The sequence below is a fragment of the Streptomyces sp. JNUCC 64 genome (genome assembly GCF_054484115.1).
Genome location: NZ_CM137015.1, coordinates 57836 through 82624 on the forward strand (window position 1 = coordinate 57836; position 24789 = coordinate 82624).

21 protein-coding genes are annotated in these 24789 nt (G+C 71.4%); 9 read left to right on the forward strand and 12 right to left on the reverse strand.

The window, feature by feature from the left end; genetic code table 11:
- Positions 1-69 precede the first annotated feature (69 nt).
- From ACVWNX_RS00225 to ACVWNX_RS00235, 3 genes are all read left to right on the forward strand, one after another.
- On the forward strand, positions 70-2580 hold the full coding sequence (locus ACVWNX_RS00225; protein ID WP_454411784.1) for an NACHT domain-containing protein: 2511 nt from the start codon (positions 70-72) through the stop codon (positions 2578-2580).
- 63 nt (positions 2581-2643) lie between these two features.
- On the forward strand, positions 2644-3627 hold the full coding sequence (locus tag ACVWNX_RS00230; RefSeq protein WP_454411746.1) for an IS481 family transposase: 984 nt from the start codon (positions 2644-2646) through the stop codon (positions 3625-3627).
- On the forward strand, positions 3627-3941 hold the full coding sequence (locus tag ACVWNX_RS00235) for a hypothetical protein (RefSeq protein WP_454411745.1): 315 nt from the start codon (positions 3627-3629) through the stop codon (positions 3939-3941). The genes ACVWNX_RS00230 and ACVWNX_RS00235 overlap by 1 nt, the downstream gene beginning before the upstream one ends.
- Positions 3942-4170: 229 nt before the next feature.
- Here the strand turns inward: ACVWNX_RS00235 and ACVWNX_RS00240 are convergent, their stop codons facing one another.
- Positions 4171-5133 carry a pPIWI_RE_Y domain-containing protein gene (locus ACVWNX_RS00240; RefSeq protein WP_454411744.1) on the reverse strand — a complete coding sequence of 321 codons (963 nt, stop codon included), beginning with the start codon at positions 5131-5133 and terminating at the stop codon, positions 4171-4173.
- A 449-nt stretch (positions 5134-5582) separates the two neighbouring features.
- Here ACVWNX_RS00240 and ACVWNX_RS00245 point away from each other — a divergent pair, with 449 nt between their 5' ends.
- Positions 5583-5726: a hypothetical protein gene (locus ACVWNX_RS00245; protein WP_454411743.1), complete on the forward strand. Its 144-nt coding sequence runs from the start codon at positions 5583-5585 to the stop codon at positions 5724-5726.
- A 93-nt stretch (positions 5727-5819) separates the two neighbouring features.
- Here ACVWNX_RS00245 and ACVWNX_RS00250 read toward each other — a convergent pair whose 3' ends face one another.
- The 3 genes from ACVWNX_RS00250 to ACVWNX_RS00260 are packed head-to-tail and all read right to left on the reverse strand — an operon-like array spanning position 5820 to position 8664.
- Complete coding sequence (locus ACVWNX_RS00250; protein WP_454411742.1) at positions 5820-6680, reverse strand: nucleotidyltransferase domain-containing protein; 861 nt, start codon at positions 6678-6680, stop codon at positions 5820-5822.
- 51 nt (positions 6681-6731) lie between these two features.
- Positions 6732-7232, reverse strand: a complete 501-nt coding sequence (locus tag ACVWNX_RS00255) for a FliH/SctL family protein (protein WP_454411741.1) — start codon at positions 7230-7232, stop codon at positions 6732-6734.
- Positions 7233-7287: 55 nt separating this feature from the next.
- The gene (locus ACVWNX_RS00260) at positions 7288-8664 is read right to left on the reverse strand and encodes a helix-turn-helix domain-containing protein (protein WP_454411740.1); all 1377 of its coding nucleotides are present in this window, start codon (positions 8662-8664) and stop codon (positions 7288-7290) included.
- A 542-nt stretch (positions 8665-9206) separates the two neighbouring features.
- On the opposite strand from ACVWNX_RS00260, the gene ACVWNX_RS00265 reads away from it, so the two are divergent.
- Positions 9207-10247 (forward strand): helix-turn-helix domain-containing protein, encoded by a 1041-nt coding sequence (locus ACVWNX_RS00265; protein WP_454411739.1) that lies wholly within the window; start codon positions 9207-9209, stop codon positions 10245-10247.
- 157 nt (positions 10248-10404) lie between these two features.
- Here ACVWNX_RS00265 and ACVWNX_RS00270 read toward each other — a convergent pair.
- Positions 10405-11204, reverse strand: a protein-coding gene (locus tag ACVWNX_RS00270) for an IS5 family transposase (RefSeq protein WP_454415024.1) whose coding sequence is annotated in 2 segments (ribosomal slippage) — positions 10405-10863 and positions 10866-11204 — 798 coding nt in all. Because the reading frame shifts where the segments join, the coding sequence is not laid out codon by codon here.
- 207 nt (positions 11205-11411) lie between these two features.
- Between ACVWNX_RS00270 and ACVWNX_RS00275 the strand changes: the two genes are divergently transcribed.
- Positions 11412-13169: a methyltransferase gene (locus ACVWNX_RS00275; protein WP_454411786.1), complete on the forward strand. Its 1758-nt coding sequence runs from the start codon at positions 11412-11414 to the stop codon at positions 13167-13169.
- Positions 13170-13493: 324 nt separating this feature from the next.
- On the opposite strand, the gene ACVWNX_RS00280 is transcribed toward ACVWNX_RS00275, so the two are convergent.
- From ACVWNX_RS00280 to ACVWNX_RS00290, 3 genes are all read right to left on the reverse strand, one after another.
- A complete protein-coding gene (locus ACVWNX_RS00280; protein ID WP_454411787.1) occupies positions 13494-15563 on the reverse strand; it encodes a DUF7507 domain-containing protein in 2070 nt (689 codons plus the stop codon).
- Positions 15564-15657: 94 nt separating this feature from the next.
- The gene (locus ACVWNX_RS00285) at positions 15658-17733 is read right to left on the reverse strand and encodes a hypothetical protein (RefSeq protein ID WP_454411788.1); all 2076 of its coding nucleotides are present in this window, start codon (positions 17731-17733) and stop codon (positions 15658-15660) included.
- Positions 17730-19388, reverse strand: coding sequence for a DUF11 domain-containing protein (locus ACVWNX_RS00290; protein ID WP_454411789.1), 1659 nt, complete (start codon positions 19386-19388; stop codon positions 17730-17732). Before ACVWNX_RS00290 ends, ACVWNX_RS00285 begins: the two co-directional genes overlap by 4 nt.
- A gap of 930 nt (positions 19389-20318) precedes the next feature.
- Between ACVWNX_RS00290 and ACVWNX_RS00295 the strand changes: the two genes are divergently transcribed.
- On the forward strand, positions 20319-20492 hold the full coding sequence (locus tag ACVWNX_RS00295) for a hypothetical protein (RefSeq protein ID WP_454411790.1): 174 nt from the start codon (positions 20319-20321) through the stop codon (positions 20490-20492).
- A 218-nt stretch (positions 20493-20710) separates the two neighbouring features.
- Entirely contained in the window at positions 20711-21304 is a 594-nt protein-coding gene (locus ACVWNX_RS00300; RefSeq protein WP_454411791.1) for a DoxX family protein, read from the forward strand.
- 50 nt (positions 21305-21354) lie between these two features.
- On the opposite strand, the gene ACVWNX_RS00305 is transcribed toward ACVWNX_RS00300, so the two are convergent.
- The 3 genes from ACVWNX_RS00305 to ACVWNX_RS00315 form a co-directional block, all read right to left on the reverse strand.
- Positions 21355-22341, reverse strand: a complete 987-nt coding sequence (locus ACVWNX_RS00305) for an aldo/keto reductase (protein ID WP_454411792.1) — start codon at positions 22339-22341, stop codon at positions 21355-21357.
- A gap of 136 nt (positions 22342-22477) precedes the next feature.
- Positions 22478-22798 carry a toxin Doc gene (locus ACVWNX_RS00310; protein WP_454415025.1) on the reverse strand — a complete coding sequence of 107 codons (321 nt, stop codon included), beginning with the start codon at positions 22796-22798 and terminating at the stop codon, positions 22478-22480.
- A gap of 53 nt (positions 22799-22851) precedes the next feature.
- Positions 22852-23094, reverse strand: a complete 243-nt coding sequence (locus ACVWNX_RS00315; RefSeq protein ID WP_454411793.1) for a ribbon-helix-helix protein, CopG family — start codon at positions 23092-23094, stop codon at positions 22852-22854.
- A 340-nt stretch (positions 23095-23434) separates the two neighbouring features.
- Here ACVWNX_RS00315 and ACVWNX_RS00320 point away from each other — a divergent pair, with 340 nt between their 5' ends.
- Positions 23435-24106, forward strand: coding sequence for a class I SAM-dependent methyltransferase (locus tag ACVWNX_RS00320; RefSeq protein WP_454411794.1), 672 nt, complete (start codon positions 23435-23437; stop codon positions 24104-24106).
- A gap of 20 nt (positions 24107-24126) precedes the next feature.
- Here ACVWNX_RS00320 and ACVWNX_RS00325 read toward each other — a convergent pair whose 3' ends face one another.
- Positions 24127-24789 carry a lysophospholipid acyltransferase family protein gene (locus tag ACVWNX_RS00325; protein WP_454411795.1) on the reverse strand — a complete coding sequence of 221 codons (663 nt, stop codon included), beginning with the start codon at positions 24787-24789 and terminating at the stop codon, positions 24127-24129.

Genomic DNA, 24789 nt, shown 5'->3' on the forward strand with positions numbered 1-24789 from the left:
AGGTAAAGCCGGATGCAGCGCGGCGCGTTCTGTCTGCGCGGGTGGCGGCGGGCCCGTCACACTGTGCACATGGGTTCCGACATCCCGTCTGCCGGCCGTGTTCCCCGCCGGCATGCCACTCCCACGGAGAGCACCTTCAAGGAGCTGTATGCCACCGCACTGACCTGTGGTTGCCCCGACTGCGGGGAGCCGCTGTACCGGGAGAACCCGGCCACCGGCCAGCGCGTCCTCAACAGCCAGGTCGCGCACATCCATGCCCGCAGCGAAGGCGGACCTCGGTGGGATCCCGAGATGAGCGAGGAAGACAACCGCAGCTTCAACAACCTCATCCCGCTGTGCGGACGGCATGCCTTCGAGATCGACGCCACGCCGGAGCACTATCCGGCGGATCGCCTGCGCACCTGGAAAAGGAAGCAGATCCAGACGCACTCCCAGGCTGTGGCTCGGACTCTAAGCGACACCGAAGCAGCCGAGGTCGCCGCCGCGTCCTTCGGCACGGACGACCTCCTGGAGCGGCTGACGGCTCTGCTGCCGTTCTCGGCACGCTCACGCTCACGCGCCGAGGCGCTGGCCCTGGCATCGAACAGCAGCCGTGCCCGCACCGTCGTCCGCCTGCGCGCTACCCCCGCCGACCGAGTAGAGGCAGCGCTGGAGTGGAGGACAGAGCAAGCCGATCCGGTGGTAGAGGTGCCTGCGGGCGCGCTGCGTGTCCTGGTAGCCCCCATGGGGGCCGGCAAGAGCGAGGAGGCGGAACGCTGGTGGAGCGAGGGACTGACCCAGGCCTGGACGGATCCGCAGGTCGAAATTCCTGTGTGGCTGGAGGCACGGGAGGTCGCAGCCACGCTGGCCGGGACCGTGCAGGAGGCACTGGGAGCCGATCCGGTGCGCGACTGCCGGATCGTCCTGGACAACCTCGACGCGGTGAGCCCGAAAAGGGCCGACCAACTCCTCACCGACGCGCGCCGACTCGTGGCAACCTGGCCCCAGGTACACATCCTGGCGACCACCCGCCCGGGCGCGGGCAACGTGGATGCGGCAGAACGCCTCGACGTGCCGGCATGGCCGGTACAGCGGGGCTGGGACCTGCTGCACACCGTGCTGAACGAGGACTACGTGCCCGGCTTGGACACGCACGAGATGCAGCAGCTGCTGACCAGTCCCCTGCAAGTCCACGCCCTCGCCAGCCGTCTGCGAGCCGGCGGCGACACGCAGGTCTCCACGCGTGAACTGCTGTCAGGACTGGCCCGCGCCATCCTCCAGCGCGAACACCCCGAAGCCTCACCGGAGGTATGGGCAAGCCTGCCCCGACTCGCCGCCAGCATCCTGGACCAGCAAAGCCCTGTGTCAGCGAGCGCTTTCGCCCGCCAGCACGTGATCTGGGAACTGGAAGCGACCGGGCTCGTCGTCCACGACGACGGACTGCTGCGCTTTGCTCTCCCCCTGTTCGAGCAGCACTTCGCCGCGCAGGCCCTGCAAGACGAGGAGGCACAGCTCGAAACCGCTGCGGGAGCCGAACACTTCCCGCGCTGGCGATACGCGATCGCGTTCGCCGTGGAGACCGCGACCAGTGGCTGCGCGGAGGAGTTCCTGCGCCGCCTGGCCTGCACCAACCCAGCAGCCGCATCCTGGGTCCTTGACGAGACCACATCTGATCACGACACCGGCCCGCTGCCGCCGGCTTCCACGAACGGACCGGCGGGCGGATCGGCCGGAGCCTGCGACGAAGACCCCGAGCCGGCTCTCGCGATAGGGGGCCGGCTGCGTGAGGCGACGCTCTCGTGGCTTGAAGGGCTGGGCGAGCTGGGGAAGTTGTTGGCGCCGCATGATCAGGGCGCGCTCGCGCCGTGGGGTGTACTCATGGATCAGGAGGACAGGTGGATGACCGTCGCGCAGGCCCGTGAGGGAGTCCTGGACGCCGATCTCGTCGTCCGGCCAGACATCCACCCCTGGCAGTCCTTCCCCATGGCGCAATTCCATGACCGCCAAAGCTTCCCCGTCTCCGACGCACCCCTGACTCGCTGGGTATGGTCCCGCAACCGGCTGCGTGAGCCGTTGGCACGCCGGGTGAAGAACCGCACCCTCCCGGTCGACGCCGCCTCTCCCCTGGCGGCCGAACGGGCATGGTTCCTCGCTCAGCAGATCATGGGGAAGGGGCGGCCCGGCAGACTCGGCCGGGAGATCTCCTTGGAGGACCTCCGGCCGGAGGTGGATGCGCTGATGGCGCATGTCGAGACAACGCGATGGTCGCGGTGGCAGTGGGGCAGATACACCGTGGACTCCGCCGACGTCCGCTGGCTCCACGCCCAGTTGCAGCACCTGCCTGAGGACAAGCTCACCGATCCGCGCCCGCCCGCCGACCGCCCAGGGGAAGGCCGCTACCTCTGGCAGACCTACTCCCCCGAACTGACCCGATCCATCACCCAGGACATCGTACGCGACGCCCTCGCCGGCTACCGCGACCTGGTGCAGCACAACTTTCCCCGGTTCGGGGCCGCGCTCGGCCTGTACAGCATCTTCCCGGTCCGCGCCGACGGCCTAGTTGTATTGATCACGAGCGTTGTTAACGCTGGTTGGTCTTGATCATGGCGAAGACCTCCCTCCGGTGTGGTGGAGGTGTCTAGGCTTCACCACACGGAGGTCTTCGTGTCCCACCGTAATGCCCGGCTGACCGTTCACGGCAGACGGATCCTGGTCGAACGTGTCCTCGCCGGCCGCCCTGTCGCGCATGTGGCCGCGGAGATGGGCATATCGCGTCCCACCGCCCACAAATGGCTCCGCCGCTGGCGGTTCGAAGGAGAGGCGGGCCTGCACGACCGTTCCAGCCGACCCCGCACCACCCCGCACCGCACGTCCGCCACGGTCGAGGCACGTGTCTGCCAGTTGCGGACCAGCCGCAAACTCGGCCCGGCCCGGATCGGCCCGATCCTGGGCCTGCCCGCCTCCACGATCCACCGGATCCTGGCCCGCCACGGCCTGAACCGGCTGGCCTGGCTCGACCGGCCCACCGGCGAACCGATCCGCCGCTACGAACGCGACCGGCCCGGCGAACTGGTCCACGTCGACATCAAAAAACTCGGCAACATTCCCGACGGCGGCGGCTGGCGCATCGTGGGCCGCACGGCCGGAGACCGCAACCGCCAGGCCACCACCGGCCAGCGCAGAAGCAGCACGCCAGTGATCGGCTACAGCTACATCCACTCCGCCGTCGACGACCACTCCCGCCTGGCCTACAGCGAAGTCCTCACCGACGAACGCAGGCACACCGCGATCGGCTTCTGGCAGCGGGCGAACGCGTTCTTCGCCGCCCACGGCATCACCGTCGAACGCGTCCTGACCGACAACGGCTCCTGCTACAAAGCCAAGCTGTTCACCCAGACCCTCACCGCGGCCGGTATCGCCCACAAGAAGATCCGGCCCTACCGGCCGCAGACCAACGGCAAGGTCGAACGCTTCAACCGCACCCTCCTCGAGGAGTGGGCCTACCAGCGGCCCTACACCTCGAACACCGAGCGGACAGCAGCCCTGGCAGACTTCCTCCACACCTACAACCACCACCGCTGCCACACCGCACTCGACGGACACCCGCCCATCAGCCGCGTCAACAACACTCCGGGTCAATACACCTAGTGATCATGCCGGAGCCAGGTAACACCAAGGCCTACAGCGCCAACGTTGCCTACACCCTGCGCACCAATGCCGGATCTCGTATGCAGGATGCGCCAGCAGTGGAGTTCGACCTCGCCGAGGAGCCGAACATCCCCAGCTCCCTGTGGAGCAGTCTGCAAGAGGACCACGCCTCGGTGTTCCATCGCCCAGCAGTGCATCACGAGGAGTTGTCGACGGGGCTGGAACGTCAGGCCACCAACCTCGCCTACGGCTGGCTAGCCCGGGACCTGAAGGCGGTTGGCTGGCTGGAACACGCAGTGACCTTCCCGGAGTGACCGCACAGGCGGCCTGCCCAGCCGACGAAGACATCGAAGTCCGTCGCGAACCGGCCTGGCCGTGCGACCTCCTCGGCATACCCCTGGGCCGCCGACCACCACACCATCCGCGCGCACAAGTGACAGGCCCGCGGGGACAGATGGCCTCTCCCGATCGGACGCCTCTGACCAGCGCAAACTCGCCACCCGCTATAGCAGTCTGCACAAGAATGACATGGCCGTTCGTCACTCATGTCAGCACCAGATGAGCACCATCCGTCAGCGCCAACCGCCAGGTCACCGGGCCCATACCACTGACGCTCAAATGACGATTCTCAACTGACACTCCCCTACAGACTTGCAAGAGGTAGATCTCGGAGACTCCGGAGATGACGATGTGCCGCCACACTGCGGTCTCCACGCACATGCTGCGGTTCGGCCCCTCCCGGTAACAGGGCCGCGCCGCCGGCTGCCGCGGCACGCCGCCGTCCCGCCGCTGCAGCAGCGGACGCCCCTTCGCGGAATCGGCACGCACGAAGTACACCGCGTTGTGCAGCGGGAAGCGGCGGCGCACCTCGTCGCCGTCGATGTGCATCGGCCACTTGCACATCGGGCACGGCCACCACCACTTCCCCCGGAACACCTGGTCCGCCGGGATCGGCACGTAGCGCACGGACTTGCGCATGCCGACCGCCGAACTGAACAGCTCTGCCAGCTGCCGCTCCCCGCCTGCGGGCTGCTTGACCACGAAGTACCTGTGCGCGGTGTACTCGTGCTCGGTGGCACCCTCGTTGATCAGCTGGAACGCCTCACGTTCCACCATCTCGCCGTGCATCCACGCCCAGGTGGGCAGCCAGCGGCGCGCGGGGTCGACGCCACCGCTGAGCAGCTCGACGATGTCCTCACATCCCTCGGCGTACACGTCGTCGCTGAGATCACCGCCGTCGAGTACCGTCAGCGAGCCCGTCTGGCTGTCGGCAAACAGGCCGGGAGCGATCCGTGCGAGGGGATGATGCAGGGCCTCGATGAGCGCCGCCGGTGTGTTCGGGCCCCGGCCTGGGCCGCATACCGACATGACGACCCCGGTCATCCGGGCGATCTCCCGTCGGGCGGCCGGCTCCTCGTAGCGGCAGGTGTGCGAACACCCGGCACGAACAGCCGCGCTGATCAGCACGCGGCGGTAATACTGCAAATCGTCAGACGACAGCGTCATCCGGCTCTCCATCTCACATCATTAAGTGACCACGACAGAGCTATCTGCGATGATGGTGGCCCTGTTCAGGCCGCCGCCTCCGTGGCGCGAAACCCTCCTCTGGTGCTCTGATCTGCGTGAACGGCTACACGGTGACGCAATATTGGGGTACCGAAGTTCACCAGGATCGGTGGGCTGCGGTGTGGCGATTTGACGGCCACCATGCCACGCGGTCGCCTGAGCCCACGGCGCAGGTGCGACCTTTCGAAAGCCGCCGGAACCGGCACCACCGTGCGTCCCGGGTCCGGCGGCATCAATGGCCATGGCCCTTTACGGACTTCCCACGCAGACTGCGACATGCGGCCGGTCCTGTGAACAGGCCAACGCGTTGCTGCGCGACCGGCAATCGCCGACCCGCTGCGCTGGGTCGACCTCGAGTTCCCCTGTCGCTGTCCGTCCGGTTCGACGGCGTGGACACTGACGATATCGGGCACATGGCACCGGTCGGCTGCCACACCATCGGTATGTACCTGTCCTGCGGCATGGTCGCCGCAGCAATCGCCCCGCGTCTTGCCGCGCCGGACGAGCTGACGTCTCCGGCGTCCGCGGACTGAGGCTCAAACAGCCGTCCACCGCAGCGTTCAGGGTGCGCCCCCAGCGGGGCAACGGCCCTTCGAATAAGGACCGCTCCCGCTGCCAGAGGCCGGTCATCGGCGGGGGAGGGCGGAGCGGTCCTGGACAGCGATGTGGAGGGTGTGCAGAGGCTGGGTCCGTGTGGGGCGGACGACCTCGAACCAGTCGGTGCCCTCCTGCAGGTGGTGGGAGATGCTGCGGTAGTGGTTCCAGCCGAATCCGACGCCGGTCTGCCATGTGGTGTTGCTGTAACGGCTGCCGATGACCGGTTCGCCGTGCAGGTAGACGGAGTCGAGGGGGCGGGAGGTGGCTTCGAGGTGGGCGAGGGTGGCTGCCGCGGCACGGCGCAGTGGGCTGGTGTCGACCCAGCGGGTGAGGGCCTCTCGGGCTGCGGGGTGGGCGGGTTCGGTGTCGGGGAGTTGGAGCTGGCGGATGGTGACGGCCTTGCGGTCGGCTAGGTCGGTGAGATCGATGCGGACCGGGCGCGGAACCCAGCGGTCGATGCCGTCGAAGGCTTCGATCATGTGGTCGCGCGGGGCCCGGCCTGCGGCAGGGTCGGGAGTGATGGCGGCAAGCCGGGCGCGGGCGGTGTCGATGGGTTCGCCCCGTGTCCATAGCAGGGTCAGTTCGAATCCTTCCTCTTCGAGGGTCTTGCGTTCGCCGAAGTGGATCTGCAGACCGCGGCTGTTGCCTTTCAGTGCGCGTTTCATCGAGGCGGAGGGGTCGCGGCCGTAGGACAGGGCGTGGACAAACTCGGAGACGAGGCGGTCGTCCCTGCGGTGTTCCACGACCGTGTCGACGTCCGAGGGGTTCAGCGCGCCGCGTGCGTAGGAGCCGAAGACGAGGATCTCGTCGACGAGGTCCAGGGGCCAGCCTCCCTTCTCCAGGCGGTCGAGCATGTCGTTCAGGAGGGTGGTGGCGCGCTCGCGTTTCACGGAAGACCTCTGCTGGTCGGTTCGGGTGCCGGTTGGCGTGGGCGTGTGGTGTCAGCTGGTCTGCCGCGGGGTGGCAGGGGTCCGGGAGATGACCGTGCTGAGGGTCCCGGTGTAGGTGGTGCCCAGTTCGGTCACAGTCCCGGGGAAGGGGCCCGGGCCGTGCCGCAGGGTGCTGACGTTGTTCTCGGGCAGGAGCACATGGTCGCCGACCTCGAGCGTGCCGGGGCCGCTCCAGCGGTATCCGTAGCCGTCGACGGTGACGGCCTGGTGGCCGTCGACTTCGAAGCGGCGGTTCTTGGCGTCGAGTTCTTCCCGCAGGGTCCGTATCTGGTGCTCAAGGTGTTCGACCTGCGCGGTATCGGCCCGCTGTCTCCACTCCCTTTCCTGCGCCCGGCCGGCCTGAAGGCCCTGCTCATAGGCTTCCACGAGGGCTCTTTCGTGGTCGGTGGTGTGCAGTTTGCAGGCGAAGCCCGGACCGGAGAACTGCGCACGGCAGGGGCTGCCGGACTTGGTGGGGCGTCCGCAGGGCCGGTGATGTACCTCTTCGAACACGGGGGTTCCTCACATCACGGTGGTGTGACGGCAGGGGGTATGCCGTGGTGGCGTGCTACAGGGTGGTCGGCAGTGAGATCACCGGCTGGGAGATGGTCTGCGGGATGCAGGCGGGAGCGGGGCGGCCCGCCTGGGTGCAGGTCAGGGTGAGAAGTTGGAGGTAGCCGAGGGAGACCGGGCGCCCGGGGAGCTTTCCGGTTGCCTGTTCGAAGCGCTGGAGTGTGGCGGGCTTGATGCCGAGGTGGCTGGCGGTGTCGTGGAGATCGAGTCCTGCGGCTTCGCGGGCTTCCCGGAGAGGTTCGGCGTTGTCGTGCCAGATCTGCGGTGTCCGCTCTGCGGTGTCTCTGGTGACGGCGGTCCGGGCTGCGGCAAGGGCGTTCTGAATTCGGTCGGTATGGGGTCCAAGAAGGAACCGGGCCAGCCGGGCGGTGTCGGCCGCGCGGTCGACACCCTCGGTCCAGGACTGGGATGCCTTCTCGTACACGCGGCCTCGAGCCGTGGCGCAGTCCTCGCGCTCGCCGGGATCGGCGCCGAAGACGCGGTGCTGGTTGCTGGTGCAGGCCAGCGTGGCGTCCTTCGCAAGGTGCATGTCACGGTACTCGTCGTCGCTCTCGATCCCGTCGATGACCGCCCGGACATGCTGGCGTTCCTCCGAGGACAAGACACTCGCGAGGGCCTCTGCGGCCGCCTGGGCTTCATACCGGCCGGCGGGCTCGAAGCTGCCGCCCCAGCCATGGGACGCGTCTTCTCCCTCAGCCTTCTGGAAAGCCACCTCAATGGCTTCGAAGGTGTGCGGACTCCATGCCTGCATCATCAGAATGATCTCCTGCACGGCGCGCGCGGCAGTCGGCTCCGCTTCCTGGACGGTCCCGCCCCGGTCACGGCGCTGGGTTCCGCTCATCCAGTCGGTGAAGGTCTCCGGTCGGCGGGAGTCGGACCGTTGCGGGTCCGCGAACCAGCGTGCTGCCCTCACCACGCAGGCGTGCGCGTGCTGGACAGCGGCGTACCAGCCGAACAGTGCCTGCCGGTAGTCATCCACATGCCGGTCCTCGGCGAGGAGGTCACGCTCGGTGCGGCAGTGCTGCGGGCATCCCGCAGCGCTCACCCGGTACAGGGCTGCGCGGGTCTCGGGGAACGTCAGCAGAGCGGCGTCCAGGTGCTCGTGTTTGGGGCCCCGGTCGCGGCGCTTTTCCAGCCCGTGCTCAAGAAAGACCTGGAAGCGGGGTTCCTCTCGCCAGTGGGCCACAGCGCTGCGGACACGTACGTCGTCCTGCCACGCTCCGGTCGCGATGACCTCCCGCAGTGCCGAAGCCACGTCCCCGCGCAATGTCGTGCCCAAGGCGATCAGGACCGGTAGGCGCTGAGGGTCTTCTCCCAGCGCGGACATCACCAGGTTGACATCGTCGTGACGGTGAAGATGACGCTGGAACACGAACGCCCCCAATTGACGCAGCAGACCCGGCCTGGCTCCCCGCAAGGGATGCGGAGCGCAGTGCCTTCATCCTGCACCAGGGCTCGGACATCCGGGCCCGCAGCCTGCCGGGCCGCCAGGGCTTCGTGCGGAGGCCGAAGTAACAGCCCTGTCCGCAGCGCACGGGGGCTGAAGAGCACACGCAGGTTTCCCCACCAGGTTGCCGACCACCGAACGTCGGCAGTTCTTCTCGTCAGACAGCTGGCACGTGGCCTGCCTGGTTCAGATTGGCACGTGCCGAGATTCCCTTTCCCCCTGCGCACCGCGTCGTGTCCGCGGCGCCCTCGGGAGAGCGCCAGACAGCGACATCCACCTCTCCCGTCCTGCGCGCGCTGAGATTCAAGTCCAGCCCCTGCCCGGGATTCCGTGCCGGCTCGGTGTTCCGGTCGGCAGCCAGCCGTCCCTGTCCTGTACCACGACCAACTCCCACCCAACATCAAATGAGCACTCAATGAGTGCTAATCTCAATGGAGATTAGCTGTCGGACACGCGAAGGGGCGAGCATGGCCAAGGAATCGGCGAACAACGCGGTGAAGCGGCGCCGTGCCCAGCTGAACCTCACACAGCAGGAGACGGCCCGGCGCGCTGACGTATCTCTGGCGACCTGGCGGCGCTTCGAGAACAGCGCAGACAGTGCCAGCGCACTGGACGGGTTCCGGGCGGGCAACCTGCAAGGATTCGCCCGGGCGCTGAAGCTCAGCGTCACAGCGCTGAGGCAGCTGACTGATGCCGAGGCCACTCCGGAGGCCGAAGACCGCGTCGAGATCGACCAGTCGGTCAGTGATGTCGTGCAGTTGTTCAACAGGTCTTTCACCGGTGAGCCGCTCACCCCGGCAGACGCCATGGCCCTGGCCAACACCGTCGACTTCTCCGATTTCGCCCCCACCCGGGACGGCAAGCTGCACCTGGACACCTCGTTCAACTACGAATTCGCCGCCTACCTGAAAGGCGAGGCGACAATCCGGGATGTCGGCCTCCTGCGCGAGCTGCCTGAACTGGCTCTCACCCAGGTCAGCAACCACTGGCTGGTGCGCATGGGTGAGCGCATCATGCGGATCGGCAGCGAACTGGGGAAAGGGCGTGTCCCGCGCCCTCAGTGCCTGGCCGACGAGTACGCCCTGTGGATCGTCATCCAGAACACCGACCCGCCTCAGATCGGCGACGTCCTTGACATGTTCCCCGGACTTCGGAACGCAGATGACGTGTTCGGCTACGACCCCGATGCCGACGAGCCCGATGACGAGCACGCGATCCGGGAGGACTGGATGAACCGCATGGCGGGCGGCCTCCTCCCGCCGGACGCAAGTCACGGCCACCGGCGGTATGACCTGACGCTCATGGAGGCGTACGGACAAAGCGTCTACGACCCCGGCGATCCCCGTCACCCTCTTCGCTGGTTCGACCGGGACGACCTGCGTGAACGGTGCACATCCGAGCTGGCCTTCGTCAGACTGCCGAAAGAGGAACAGGAGGCCCGGACCGCCGAAGCACTCAACCGCATGTCGGAATTGCTACGACCGGGAACAGCCGACAACTCCCACTGACCACAGCGGTTCACCCAGGCCACACCCCCGGGTGTGGCCTCTCTTCTCCGTCCCACCGGGCAGTCCACACCAGGCTACGGCGGGCGGATGCACCACGGACGGCGGCGCCCACCGCGTGGGCATAGCCGCTGTTTCCCGCCTAGGCTTAGACGTTGTTTCAGTTGGTAAGTCTGCGGTGGCAGATGAGGGCTGCGGCTATGCCGACGAAGGCGAGGAAGTGCTCGGGCTTGCGTTCGTAGCGGCGGTGGAGTCGTCGGCAGCCGGCCAGCCACGACACCGTGCGTTCGACTACCCAGCGGTGGCGGCCCAGGCGCTGGGAGGACTCAATGCCCTTGCGGGCGATGCGGTGGCGGATGCCTCTGCCGCGGAGCCATCGGCGCAGGTGGGCGTAGTCGTAACCCTTGTCGCCGTGGAGCTTGGCCGGGCGGCGCCGTCGTGGTCCGCGGCGGGAGCGGATGGGCGGGATGCCGCGCACGAGGGGCATCAGGCCGAGGCTGTCGTGCATGTTCGCGGCCGAGATGCCCAGCGACAGGGGCAGTCCGTTCCGGTCGGTGATCAGGTGGATCTTCGATCCGAGCTTGCCACGGTCGGTCGGATTCGGTCCGGTCAGTGGCCCCCTTTTGCGGCCCGGACACTCACGGAGTCGATCGCGCACCGCGACCAGTCCAGCTCTCCGCGGGCGCCGAGTTCGTCCAGGATCACGCGGTGGAGCCGGGCCCAGACACGGTCCCGGCTCCACTGGGCGAAGCGGCGGTACACCGTCTGCCAGCACGGGCCGAACACCGGGGGCAACTGCCGCCACGTGCAGCCGGATGTGGCCACGAAGACGATCGCCGCCAAGGCCTCGCGGTCACCGGCCCGCCGCTTGCCCCCGCCCTGCGGGCGCCTGTTCTCCGTCGGCGGCACCACTCGCCGGAACAGCACCCACAACTCATCCGGCACCAAACGCTCAACCAGATCCGTCACACACAGTTCAACGAACGATCAAGCCAACAGAAACGATGTCTTAGGCGTGTCGGCGTGCGGTCTCTCCCTGTCTCTTCTCCCGCATTGTTCTGCCACCGTCTTTCGCCGCTTTCCTTTCGCCGCTTTCCTTTCGCCGTTCCTCTCCTTCTCCCGTTCTCTCCTTCCTTTCCTTCGTCCCTCACTGAGGATTTCTTCCCGATGACGATGAGTACCCCTGTCGTGGCGGCCGGTCTCGCGCCCGACGACGTCCAACGGCTGCGCGCGGCGGCCGGTTTCGTCCGCGAGCAGGAGACCTCCGTCCTGTTGTCCCGGGTACTGCCCGGGCTGGTGGGAGCGGAGTTGCGGGCAGTGGCGGAGCGTTGCCGGTTCGCGCACAGCGCGCTGGTGGTCTTCCCCGTCCACGAGTCCGCGCTGCGGGCCGGGCTGGCCGGGTGCGGGCTCGCCGACGGCGCGGGGTCCCGGCCGAGCGTCGTGGTACGCGACCGGCTGGCCACGCGTCACGGGCTGGACCCCGACGGCCTGGACGTGAGGATCCTGCGGCCCATGGTGAACGGCCCACGCGGGGAGCGGCGGGCGGTCGAGGTGTTCGCCCTGACCGTGCCACCGGGGTCGGAGCTGTCGGCGGTCGCCGCGCACGAGCGGGACCACGGCCACGAGGCGCATCTGGCGTTCGAGGTGGACGGGCCCGATCCGCTGGTGCTGCGGGGGCTGCGGGCGGTCTTCGCCCGGTACGGGGCGGTCGCGGACGGCGGCGGGTACAACCCGCACGAGGGCGGGACGGTGTTCTACTTCGCGGCGTCCCCGGGGGCGGGGAGCGGGTTGCGGCGGCTGGAGCTGTACGCGGGTGGGGACCATCGTGAGGCGCTCGCCGAGCATCTGGCGGAGTGCCGGCCGTCCTCCGGTCCGGGGCCGGGGTCCGACGGCTCCCCCGGCGCCGCCCCGGCCCCGGACGACGTCCGGGCGGAGGAGTTGCTGCGGCTGCTGACCGGGGCCTGGACCACGCGGGCGCTCGCCGTGTGCGTCGAGTTGCGGCTGCCGGAGGCCATGAGTCCGGAGGTGCCGCTGGGTGCGGAGCGGCTGGCGCGCTTGGTCGGGGCGCGGCCGGGGGCGCTGGGGACGTTGTTGCGGTACCTCGCCATGCTGGGGGTGGTGGCCCGGGACGGGGACGGGTTCCGGCTGACCGGGACCGGGATGCTGCTGCGGGAGGAGGCGGCCGGGTCGATGCGGTCGCTGGCGGTGATGTACGGGGGGCCGTTCTACGAGTCGTTCGCGCAACTGGGGCATGCGGTGCGGACGGGTGAGCCGGGGTTCGAGCGGTTGCACGGCGAGAACCACTTCGAGCGGTTCGCCCGGGATCCGGAACTGGCGGCGGTGTTCGACCGGTCGATGGCGGCGGGTTCCCGGATGTTCGGCCCGTTGCCGTCGCATCCGGTGCTGACGGCCGCCGCGCGCGGGGCGGGGACGGTGGTCGACGTGGCGGGGGGTACCGGGGAGCTGCTCGGGCGGGTGCTGGCGGCCCATCCGTCGTTGCGGGGGGTGCTGTTGGAGCGGCCTCGTGTGGTGGAGGCCGCCCGGGAGCGGTTGGCGGCGACGGGGGTGGGCGGGCGGTGCGCCTTCGTGGCCGGGGAGTTCGGGGACGTGCCGGGGGCGGGGGACGTCTACCTGTTGTCGCGGGTGCTGCACGACTGGGACGACGAGCGGTGTCGCCGGATCCTGGCGGGGGTGGCGGAGGCGATGCCGTCGCACGCGGAGTTGCTGGTGGTCGAGCGGGTGCTGCCCGGGGACGGGGCGCCGTCGCTGGCGACGGCGTGGGATCTGCACATGTTGTGCAACACCGGGGGGCGTGAGCGGCGGCTGGACGAGTACGCGGGGTTGTTCGAGGCGGTGGGTCTGGGGCTGGTGGGGTGTCGTCCGCTGCCGCTCGGCGCTCATGTCCTGCACGTGCGGAGGCGGTGACGGGCGGACGGGGGTTCCGTGGCCGTTCCGCTTCGGCGTCGGCGGGTCGTGTCCCCGGGCGGTTCGCGGACGTCCGCCGTCTCCGTCTTCGTGCCGTCCGGGGGCGGCTGGTCGGGTCCGGGGGCGGATGCTGGCCGTTCCCCGGGGGCGAGTGCTGGCCGTTCCCCGGGTTACTCGGCGGCCGTCGTGCGGGGTGGGGTCCGGGTCGTTCCCCGGGGGGTCCCCCGGCGGCCGTGTGGTGCGGCGGGCGCGGCCCGGGGCCCGTCGCGCCGGGTGGGCGGGACGGGCCCCGGGCCGTGCGGGTGCCGGTTCAGGGGGTGGGGGTCACGGGGTCTCCTTCGTGATCTCCAGGTCCGCGGTCGGCTTGGTGACCGTGCCGCCCGGTGTTCCGGTGGTGCTGCTGTTGTTGTTGTGGGCGGGGTCGCGGGTGACGGAGTGGACGGTGGCGGTGTTGCGGATGTCGGTGCCGTCGCCGGTGTAGTCCGGTGCGAGCTTGACCCGGAAGACCCAGGTCACGGAGGCACCGGGGGCGAGGGTGGGCAGTTGGCCGCAGACGACGGTCTCCCCGGAGAGGCAGTCGTCGTCGGAGGAGACGTAGGTCAGGGCGGTGGGCAGGACGTCGGTGACGGTGACGTCCTCCGCCTGGGAGGGGCCGTTGTTGGTGACGGTGACCTGGTACTCGAAGGTCTGGCCGGGGGCGACGGGCGTCGAGGTGACGGGTCGTTTGACGATCGCGAGGTCCGCCGAGGGCGGGGCGACGGTGCCGCCGGGGACGGTGGCGGTGTCGGTGTCGTTCTCGCTGGCCGGGTCGATGTTGTCGGCGGTGACGTGGGCGGTGTTCAGCAGGTCGCTGCCGTCGCCCTTGTAGGCGGGGTCGACCCGGACCGTCAGGACGTACTCGACGCTCTCGCCGACCCGCAGGGGGGTGGTGCGGCGGCAGGAGACCGCCTGGCCGGAGACGGTGCAGCCGGTGGGTGAGGAGGAGACGTAGGTGAGTCCGGCGGGCAGGTCGTCGGTGAGCCGGATGTTGAAGGCGTCCGCCGAGGGGCCGTTGTTGGTGACCGTGACGCGGTAGGAGAACTGCTGGCCGGGGACCGGGGAGACGGTGCCGACGGGTTCCTTGGTGAGCGACAGGTCGGCGTAGGGCTGGTTGACGGCGCTGCCGGGGAGTCCGGCGGGCGGGCTGGTGTTGTTGCCGGTGGCGGGGTCGTCGGTGTCGGAGTCGACGACGGCGACGTTCTGGATGTCGGAGCCGTCGCCCCGGTACGCCTGGTCGAGGCGGACGGTGAAGCGCCAGGTCCTGGAGGTGCCGGGGGCGAGCGCGGCCTGTGGTCCGCAGCTGACGTTCTGGCCGGTAGCGGTGCAGCCGTCGGGCGAGGACACGAACGCCAGGGGGCCGGGGAGGGTGTCGGTGGCGGTGACGTTCACGGCGCGGGAGGGGCCGTCGTTGGTGACGGTGACCGCGTAGTCGAAGGTTTCACCGGGGGCGATGACGGTGGTGGTCGTGGGGCGTTTGGTGACCCAGATGTCGGCCTGCGGGCGGGTGACCCCGCCGGGCGGGAGGACGGGTGGTGAGGTGTTGTCCTCGGGGTTGGGGTCCTCGGAGTCGGAGGTGGCGGTGGCGGTGTTGCGCAGGTCGGTGCCGTTGCCGGTGTAGGTGTCTGCGAGTTTGACGCGGAAGGTCCAGGAGACGGTGTCGCCGGGCGGGAGGACTCCGCGCGGGCCGCAGGTGACGCGTTGTCCGGTGGCGGTGCAGGGGTCACCGGAGGAGACGAACGTCAGGGAGGCGGGGAGGTTGTCGGTGGCGGTGACGTTCCGGGCGTCGGAGGGTCCGGTGTTCTCCACGGAGATCCGGTACTGGAAGTCCTCGCCGGGGACGGTCGGGCCGGTGCCGATCGCCGTCTTGAGGGTGTTGAGGTCGGAGACCGGGTCGAAGGGCCCGGTCGGGGAGACGGGGTCGGTCTTGTTGTTGTCCGGGTCGGGGTCGACGGCTTCGGAGGTGGCGGTGGCGGTGTTCCCGAGGTCGGAGCCGTCGCCCTGGTAGGAGGGGTCGATACGGACCACGAACGTCCAGGTCTTGGTCTCGCCGACGGTCAGTTCGGGTTCCGGGCCGCAGGTGACGTTGAGTCCGGCGGCGGTGCAGCCGTCGGCGGACGACACGAACTCCAGTCCCTCGGGGAGGGTGTCCGAGGCGAGGACGTCACGGGCGACGGAGGGACCGTTGTTCCGCGCGGTGAGGGTGTAGGTGACCAGTCCGCCGGGCGGGGTGTCGGCGGCGAGCGCCGGGGCGAGGGCGCCCAGCTGGGTGACGACCCGGGCGGGGGCCGGGGGCAGGGCGGTCGCGGTGGCGGGCCACAGGGGGGCGGTGGCGACCGCCAGGACGGCGGCGACCACGGCTCTCCGTACGGATCGCGGGCGCCGCCGTCCTCGTCTGCTGCTCGGTCTCATGGCGTATCGGTCCGTTCCTCGGGGTGGGGGTGTCCGGTGTTCAGGTGGTGTGTTTGGTGAGGGTCACGTCGGCGGTGGGCGGGGTGACCCGGGCTCCGGGGACGCCCGCGGTGCCGCTGTTGTTGGCGGGGTCGGGGTCCTGGGTGGTGGCGGTGGCGGTGGCGGTGTTGCGCAGGGCGGTGCCGTCGGCCTGGTACCCGGGGTCGAGGCGGACGCGGAACGTCCAGCTCGTGGAGGCGCCGACGGCGAGGGTGGCGGCGGGGCCGCAGCTGACGGTCCGGCCGGTGGCGGTGCAGCCGTCGGGCGAGGACACGAACGCCAGGGCGGCGGGCAGCGGGTCCGTGAGGCGGACGGCGCGGGCGAGTGAGGGGCCCGCGTTGGTGACGGTCACCCGGTAGTCGAAGGTCTGGCCGGGGGAGACGGGGGTGCCGGTCGCGGTCTGTTTGACGGTCCGCAGGTCGGCGCGGGGTTCGGTGACCCCGCCGGGCGGGGGGACGGCGCCCGTGGTGTTGTTGGCGGTGTTCGAGTCGGCGACGGCGTGCCGGACGGTCGCGGTGTTGCCGAGGTCGTTTCCGTCGCCGGTGTAGGTGTCGGCGAGTTTGACGCGGAAGGTCCATGCCTGGGAGCCGCCCGCGGCGAGGGCGGTGGTGGGGCAGGTGACGGTCTGGCCGGTGGCGGCGCAGCCGTCGGACGAGGACACGAACGCGAGGGCGGCGGGGAGGGTGTCGGTGATCTGGACCCCGCTGGTGGCGGAGGGGCCCGCGTTGTTCGCCGTGATCCGGTAGTCGAAGCTCTGGCCGGGGGTGACGGGGCCGGTGCCGAGGCTCTGTTTGGTCACCGAGGCGTCGGCGAGCGCGGTCACGGTGGTGGTCGTGGAGGCGCTGTCGTTGGCGGAGTTGGTGTCCATGCGGTCGGCGGGGGCGTAGACGGTGGCAATGTTGGTGAGCGTGCCGGGGGTGCCGGGGGCGGTGCTGCGGATGGTGTAGGTGACCGAGGCGTTGCGGGGCAGGTCGGCGGAGGCGCTCACGGTGTTTCCGCTGCCGGAGGTCTGGACGCACCGGGCGCCGGTGCTCGCGGCGCAGGTCCAGGTGACGTTGGTGAGGCCGGGGACGGCGTCGCGCAGTACGGCGCCGGTGACGGCGTTGGCGCCGCTGTTGGCGACGGTGACCGTGTAGGTGACGGGGTCCCCGGCGCGGGCGGTGGCGGGGGTGCCGGTCTTGGTGACGGAGAGGTCGGCGGGGACGTTGATCTTGAGGTCGCCGATCTCGTGGATGTTGGTGGCGCCGCCGGTGCCGCCGGAGAAGCCGACCTTGAGGGTGCCGGGGAGGGCGGGCTGACCGGTGATGGTGGTGACGTCGTAGTCGGTGACGAGCTGGTTGAAGGCGGTGCCGGGGCCGGTGTCGGACCAGATGGACAGCAGGAGCCTGCTTCCGCTGGGGGTGACGGTGACGCGGACGGCCCGGTAGTCGCCTCGGCCGCGGGTCTCGACGGTGCCGCCCGGGCCCGCGGCGGAGGTGCCGAAGCGGTAGCCGGTGGTGCCGTTGCCGCCGCCGCGCACCACGAACCGGTTGGCCTGGGAGCCGGGGCCGCCGTTGCCGACGCCGGGTGAGGAGAAGTTGCCGAACTCGTCGAGGCCGATGCCGAGGAACGCGCCGGGGACGCCGGAGCGGTTGCAGGGGGGTCCGCCGCCGCAGGCGTAGCCGAGGGCGCCGCCGGGGGCTCCGGTGCCGTTGACGGCGGTGCCGTCGGCGAGGAAGAAGGTGAGGCCGTCGCCGCGTTTGCCGTCGAAGGTGGTGCCGCCGTAGGTGGCGTAGGTGAACTCGGCGACGATCCCGAGGCTGGTGGGGAAGGAGTCGTTCATCTCCCAGCCGCCCGCCTGGGTGGTGGCGGCGCTGGTGAGGCGGAGCCAGCCGCCGCTCTGGTAGCTGGCGTTGCCGGTGAGGGTGCCGAGGTTGCCGGTGGGACCGTCGAAGGGTTCGTGGACGGGGAAGTTGAGGGCGCGGGGGGCGGCCGCGTGCGCGGCGGCCGGGGTGGGCGGCGGGGTGAGGAGCAGGGCCAGGACGGCGGTCAGGGCGAGGACGAGGACGGGGAGGAGCCGCTTGGCGGGGCGTCTCATGGCCGGGTGTCCTTCCCGGGGGCGCGGTGGCGGTGCCGACGGGAGAGGAGGACGAGGGCGCCGCCGGTGGTGAGGGTCAGCGCGGCGGTCCAGGGCAGCCAGTCGGGGACGTCGCGGCCGGTTTCGGCGAGCTGGTCCGGGGTGTGGGGGCGGCCCGGGTCGTGGGGCCGGTCCGGGGTGTCGGGCCGTGGGGGGTGGTGGGGCTCGGGGGGCTGGTGGGGGCCGTTGGCGGGGCGTTCGAGGTAGAGGGGGCCTCCGCCGGGGCCGGTGGTGCCGGGGCGGTTGCTGTTGTTGGCGGGGACGGGGTCGCGGGTGAGGGCGGTGACATGGGCGGTGTTCTCGATCTCGCACCGGCGGTGGTGGGCGTGGCCGCCGCCGCCCCCTCCCCCGCCGCCCCGGGTGACGTCCTCCCGGACCCGGACGAGGAGTTCGTAGGTCACCGACGCTCCGGCGGGGAGGCGGTCGCGCACCGGGCACACCACGGTGCGGTCGTGCTCCGGGGAGGTGCGGCAGCCGTCGGGGGACGAGACGAAGCCGAGGACGGCCGGGAGGGGGTCGGTGACCTGGACGCCGACCGCCGTGGCGGGTCCGTGGTTGCGGACGGTGAGGCGGTAGGCGAACCGGTCGCCGGGGCGGACGGCGTCGGTGCGGCCGGGGGGCAGCACGGAGGTCTTGGCCAGGGCGAGGTCGGCCTTGCCGGTGCCGTCGGGGACGGGGACGCCGGTGTGGGTGGCGGTGTTGTTGGCGCTGTCGGGGTCCTCGGTGCCGGAGGTGACGACGGCGGTGTTGGTGATGTCGGAGCCGTCGCCGGTGTAGTCGTCGGCGGGGCGGACGGTGAGCAGCCAGGTGTGGGTCGCGCCGACGTCGAGGGTGGCCAGGGGGCCGCAGGTGACGGTCCGTCCGTCGGCGGTGCAGCCGTCGGCGGAGACGAAGACGAGGGAGTCGGGCAGCCGGTCGGTGACGACGACGTCCACGGCCTGGGAGGGGCCGTGGTTCACGACGAAGACGCGGTAGGTGTAGGTGGGGTCGTGGGCCGCCGTCGTGGCGGCTTCGGCCCTGGGCGGTCGGCCGGTGGGGTCGGCGGGGGGCGCGGAGCCGGGGGCCGGGGGCGTACCGGGGGCGGCGGTCGCGGGGGGCGGGGAGGTGTCCCGGGCCGGGGGACGTGCGGGCGGGGCGCCGCCGGGGCCGTGGTGGGTGCCGGTCTGGGCGGCGGCGCCGTTCGTGGTGTCCGCCGGGCCGTCGGGGGTCGTCGTCCCGGTGGTGCCCGGCGGGGTGGACGGGCCCGGTGCGGGTCCCCAGCCGACGGCGAGGTCGGCGCGTCCCCTCGGGTGGGTGTGCGACGCTCCGTGGGCGGTGGTGCCGGAGGGGCGGGGCGAGCCGTCGGCGGGGCCGGTGCGGGACGGGGTGCCGTCAGGGCCGGTGGGGGTCCGGTGCGGGCCGGGGGCGGTCCGGGTGGGGTTGGTGGCGCCGGGGGTCGTACGGGTGGGTCCGGTGGTGCCCGTCGCTCCGTCCGGGGTTCCGGCCGCTCCCGCCGCGGGGGCGGCCAGGGGGGAGGCCAGGGCGAGCAGTCCGGCTCCCAGCGCGCAGCCGACCGTGGTCAGGGCGCCGGTGGGCCGGCCGGCCGGTACGGGCCGTCGTCCGGGGGTGCGTCTCATGCGGGGTGTCCTCCGTGATCACCGGTGCTCCGTCCACGGTGGACACCCTCCCCCCTGCATGATCATTTCATCTTACAAATGACGATGAAGTACCCCGTATGGGTCACTCGCTCTACCTGCTCAGGCCATACGGCGACCCAGGGGGTCCGTCCGCACGGACGGGGTCGGACGGGGGGCCGGACGGGCCGGCAGCGGTCCGGGGGCGGGGCCACGCGAACCCGGGGCGCCCCTGACGGAGGGCGCGGTCCGCCTCGCGGCGCGCGCCGGACGCGTCCGACGGCATCCCGACCCCTCCCCGAGGGGCGTTCCACGCGGCGTCCGGTGCACGGCGGCCCCTCCGGGCACACGACCCCGGGGCGACCCGGAGGCATCGCCGTGTGACGGACGGTCACGACACTGACGGAGGGTCAGAACATCGGAATCCCTAGACCAGTTCTCGCCAGGAGCGGTGGATCCGGTCGTGTTCAGCGCCGAAGAGGAGTGCCACCGGGCCAAACCCCGTCGATTCACCACGGAGAACATGGGGCCACGGGCGACGGCAGGGGGTTCGTTCGGGGTAAGTTGCCTTACCCGTAAGGACATTGACGATCGATCACCTGGATACCCTCTTGTGATCAAGGTCACCCCAGGTAGGCTGGGGGGCGAACCGCCGCCATCCGGCGCCGCACCCCCACCCGACGGTCCCCATCCGGCCCCTCACGTGGGAAGATGAGGGATCGAATCCGGGCACTGGCCGACACTTTCCTCTTGACCGGAAAGCGTCAAGGAGTATGGTCTAGACCAAGCATAGGCGCGGGTGAGCCCCCCACCACGTCGGCCACTGGTACCCCACCACCAGAGTGCCGTCCGGCCCTCCCGCACACCGCCTTCGCGCGGGGTCCGTCGGATCCCGTACGAGGGCGTGCGACCCCCCACGCAAAAGGAGTTGCCATGCCGGGTACCCAGAGGCTGCCCGCCGCCCACGCGGCCCCCTCCCGCCCCGCCCTCACCGACGAGCCGTCCCCCGTGACGCGCCCGCTCGGGCTCTCCCCGTTCTCCGCCACGGAAACGGCCGCCGCCCCCCTCCGGCTCCTGGCCGGCACCGGCGGCCCGAACTCCCTCTGACACCAGGGCGGTCGACCACCGCCCGGACCTCGCACGGCCTCCCACCGGAGCGGGTCCGCGACAACCCCACCACCCCCGCGTCCACTTCGACGGAACCCCCTCACCCCAGGGCCACGGGTTCCTCAGCAGTGCCCACGCGGCGGTACCTCGGTACCGGCCCCCGCGCGCAGCCGCGGGTCGGCGCCGCCCCCCACACACCGACGGGCAGGAGAGTTCCCATGACGGTAGGAAACACCAGCGAGAGCCGGGTCTCCACGGTGGGGCAGCGGGTGCTGCCCCGGCGCACCACGGGTGCCCATGTGCGTCCCCGGGCCGCGCGGCGCCCCCGCACCGGAGCGGTCGACGGCGCGGCCGTGCGGGTCACGGTGCTCGGGCCGTTCCTGCTGCGGCTCTCGGTCGGCGCGGTCTTCCTGTGGTTCGGCGTACTGAAACTGTTCCCCAACGTCAGCCCGGCGGAGGAGGTCGCCGTCCGGGCGTCCACCAAGCTGACCTTCGGGCTGCTGCCGCAGGACGTCATCCTCCCCATGCTCGCCCTGCTGGAGACGGCGATCGGCATCGGACTGGTCACCGGGGTGCTGCTCCGGCTGACCCTGGTCGCCTTCTTCGCGCACATGGCCGGGGTGTTCTCCGCGCTCTTCGTGCTGCACGAGGAGATGTGGCGGGGCGGGGCGATACCGGTGCCCACGATGGAGGGCCAGTACATCCTCAAGAACGTGGTCCTGGTCGTCGCCTGTCTGATCGTCGCGGCCGACGAGTGGAACCGCCGCGCGGCCTTCCGGAACCGGGCCCCCCACGGCCACGTCCACCACTGAGCGGTGCGGGGTGCCCGGTCCGGCGGACGGACCGGGCACCCCGGGCGCCGTCAGTACGCCGCGTCGAGCCGGGCCCGCTGTTCAGTGGTCAGCTCCAGGTCCAGGGCGGCCAGGCTCTCGTCCAGCTGGGCCACCGAGGACGCCCCGACCAGGGGGATGACGGGGACCTCGCCGCCGATCAGCCAGGAGAGCACCACCTGGTTGGGCGTGGCGCCCGTCTCCTGGACGACCTCGTTGAGCGCCGCCAGCCGGACCGGGGTCCCCGCGTGGTCGAAGTCCCTGCCGAACGGCCGGTCCGCACGGGCGTAGGAGCCGCCGAGCAGCGGGGTGTACGCGACCAGGGCCAGCGCCGGGTGGTCCCGGACGTAGCTCAGGACGTCGCCGTCGGCGATACCGTACGCGCCGTCCGGGGAGAGGGCGTCGGGCTGGTCGGTGCGGCGGCGCAGATAGCTGTGGCTGTACTGGAGGACCTCGTAGCCGGGCAGCCCCCCGGCGGCGGCGATCGCCCGGGACCGTTCGACCTTCCACGCCCAGTGGTTGCTGACGCCGAGCAGCCCGACCGTGCCCTCCTCGACGAGGGCGGCGAACCCCTCGACCGTGCGGGCGAGCGGGGTCTTCGGGTCCTCGACGTGGGCGTAGAGGAGCGGGAGGCGGTCCATGCCGAGGCGTTCGCGGCTCTGTTCGGCGGCGACGCGGATCACCTCGGGGGACAGCCCCTCGCGGTTCTCGACGAATCCGGTGCCGGGGGCGAGGGGGCGGGCGCCCATCTTGGTGGCGACGGTGATCTCGTCGCCGACGCCACGGCTGGCCCGCCAGCGTCCGATGACCCGTTCGCTCTCACCGCCCTGACCGTCGTTGAGCCAGTAGGCGTAGTTGTTGGACGTGTCGACGAAGGTGCCCCCGGCCTCGGCGTAGCGGTCGAGGATCGCGAAGGACGTGGCCTCGTCGGTGCGCGTGCCGAAGAGCATCGCGCCCAGGCTGAGCACGCTCACCTCGCGGCGGGTGGCGGGGTCGGTGCCGATCCGGCGGTATCGCATGGGTCTCCCCCTGGTCCGGGCCCCGCGTGATCGCCGGGCTCCGGGAAGGACACTCCCTGCTGGAGCGCGCTCCAAGTCAAGCGCGGCCCTCGTTCCGTGCCCGGCGGACGGGTGCCCGGACGCCCGTGACGGCGGCTCAGATGCGCCAGGAGCGGATGCGGTCGGCGGCGTCGTAGGCGTCCGCGCTGCCGTGGTCCAGGTCGCGGGCGAGGTCTATGAGCGCCCCGTACGGGGCGTCGATGCCCTCGCCCGCCGCGTGCATGTAGGCCACCGCGATGCCCGCGCCGAAGAGCGCGTTGCGGGCGGGCAGCGGGCGCAGCCGGACGATGGTGTGCATCAGCACGGCGGCGCGCCAGGCGTTGTCGACGGTGGCGCCGACCTTGGGGGTGTTCACCCGGTGGCGGCCGACGGCGGCCACCAGCGCGGAGAAGTCGTGGACGGCGGGCTGTTTGGGCATGACCTCGGTCTGCCGTTCCAGGAGCCACCTGATGTCGATGGAGAGCTCCACGGTCAGGCGGCCCGGCCCGGCGCGTCCTCGCGCGCGTCGTCGGGGAACGCCTGGTCGAAGGCGTCCGCGTGGTCGGTGACGAAGGAGCGGAACACCTCCGCCGCGCCTTCGAGACGCGGGTCCCGGACCGCCGCGTGTGCGGCGCGGGTGATGAGCGCGGTCACCGTGGTGCCCTCGGCCGCGGCCCGCTCCTGGAGCAGGGCGTGCAGATCGTCGGGGACCCGGATCGTCACTGGCTTCGACATGCCCCGACCGTACAGCACGACGTACAGCACGCGCAGGGGTCGTCGGTGTGCCGACGGTGTCCGACGGCGGAGGAGGGCCGGGACCGGGCCCGCGCCCGGGACGGGGTTACGCGCTTCTCCGACGGCGGGAACCCGCCCGCCCCCGGGCCGGTCCCCGTCCATCGGTGGGCGCCCGGCCCCGAAGACCCCCGGCTCACCGTCACCGTCACCGACACCTCCTGCCGCAGGGCCGTCGTACGCGGTCCCTGATCCGGCGGGTCAGCAGACCAGGTGTCCGGTGCGCGGCCGGAGGTGGCGGGAAAGGATCGGCCGGGCGGGGGCCGGGTGATGGACTGCGGGCATGAGCACTCCCCCGCCCCAGGACGCCGGAAGCGCCCTCGACAGGTTCCACGCGGCCCGCCCCTGGGACCACAACGCCCACTACCACCGCTGGATCCTGCGTCGGCTGCCCGCCCGCTTCGGGGCCGCCCTGGACGTCGGTTCGGGCAGCGGGGACCTGGCGAGACTGCTGGCGGCGCGGGGCCGTTCGGTGCGGGGCGTGGACGCCGACCCGGCGATCGTGGCGGAGGCCCGGCGGCGGACCCCGCCCGGTCTTCCCGTCACCTTCACCGCCGCCGACGCGCTGGCCGAACCGCCCTCGGGCCCCTTCGACGTGATCACCTGCGTGGCCACGCTCCACCATCTGCCGTTCACCGAGGCCGTCACCCGGTTCCGGGATCTGCTGGCGCCCGGCGGGACCCTGGTCGTGGTGGGCGTCGCCCGGCCGCGCTCCCCCGCCGACCATATGCTCGGGGCGGCCGCCGTCCCGGCGAACGTGGCGATGGCGCTGTGGAAGAACCGGGGGCGCCGGGCACGGCGACCGGTCGCGATGACCGCCCCGGTGCGTCCGGCGTCGATGACGTTCGCCGAGATCGCCCGGGAGGCCCGCCGGGAACTGCCCGGAGTCCGGCTGCGGCGTCGGCTGTTCTGGCGGTACACCCTCGTCTGGCGCGCGGGCCCGGGGAGCGGCTGACCCATGGGGCCGGGCGGCGGTCAGACGGCCGGGACCGGCTCCTCCCCGAGGTGCCCGGCGGCGGTGCGCCAGGCCGCGGTGACCGCGCGGTGGGCCTCCTCGGTGGCGGTGGCCCGGTCGCCGGTCAGCCGGATCGGCGCACCGACGTGGACGTGCAGCGACGGGCGCCGCACGGGCGCGGTGAGCAGTCCGGCGAGTTGCTTGACCGGACCGCCGGACACCAGCCGCCGGGCCCCGGCCTGACCGAGCGGGACCACGGGGGCGCCGGTGCGGGCCGCCAGACGCCACAGCCCGCTGCGGAACGGGCCGGGCACCGCCTCCGCCGCGTCCCTCCGGTCGGGCAGCCCGCCCTCCGCGTAGATCAGGACGATCCGTCCCGCCGCGAGGGCCTCGGCGGCGCCGTCGAGGGCCTGGGCAGCCCGGGGGCCGCCCCGGTGCACGGGTACGCAGCCCTCCCGGGTGAGAGCGGCGCCGAGCAGCGGTATCCGCCAGAGTCCGGCGGTGGCCAGGACGGCGGGGCGGACGCCGAGCCGGTGCAGGGCGGCGAGCACCACCGCCGGGTCGCTGAGGGAGGTGTGGTTGGCGACGACGACACTGCCCGGCCGGAGTTCGGCGTCCGGGTCCGTGGTGACCGTCAGACGGCCGACCGCCGGAACGGTCGCGGCGGCGAGGCTGCTGAGCAT